This window comes from Aeromonas bivalvium (assembly GCF_046078285.1).
Lineage (GTDB): Bacteria > Pseudomonadota > Gammaproteobacteria > Enterobacterales > Aeromonadaceae > Aeromonas > Aeromonas bivalvium.
In genome coordinates, this window is sequence record NZ_JBGXBV010000024.1 from 1 (window position 1) to 558 (window position 558).

The 558-nt window shown below is 64.0% G+C and carries 1 protein-coding gene; it reads left to right on the forward strand.

Annotated elements, in window-relative coordinates:
• Positions 1–558: Ig-like domain-containing protein (locus ACEUCR_RS20060; RefSeq protein ID WP_408792022.1), on the forward strand; the 558-nt coding region annotated here is incomplete at both ends.

Sequence of the window (558 nt, forward strand, 5' to 3'; positions counted from 1 at the left end):
ACGATGCGGCGACCGGGCTGGTGAGCTACAGCTACAGCCTGCTGGACAACGAAGCGCACGCCAATGGCAATGGCAACAACAGCCTGTTTGAAGACTTCGCGGTGACCCTGGTGGACAGCGACGGCGATACCGCCAACAACACCCTGAGCGTGCAGATAGTGGACGACGTGCCGACGGCGGTGAACGACAGCAACCCGGCCACGGCGAGCGAGAACAACCTCGTCCTCAACGGCAACGTCATCAGCAATGACGTGCAGGGGGCGGATGGCGCGGCGGTGACCGCGGCCAACCTGACCGGCACCTACGGCAGCCTGGTGCTCAATGCCAATGGCACCTACAGCTACACCCTCAACCCGAACGATGCCGACTTCAAGGCGCTGACCGGGGGCGGGATGGGCAGCGAAGTGTTCACCTACACCCTGACCGACGGTGACGGCGACGTGAGCACGGCGACCCTGACCCTGACCATCAAGAACGACGATGACGGGGTGACCATCACCAACCTCATCCCGCAAGGCGAGGGTGGCGACGCCATCGTGCACGAGGACGACCTGCTGG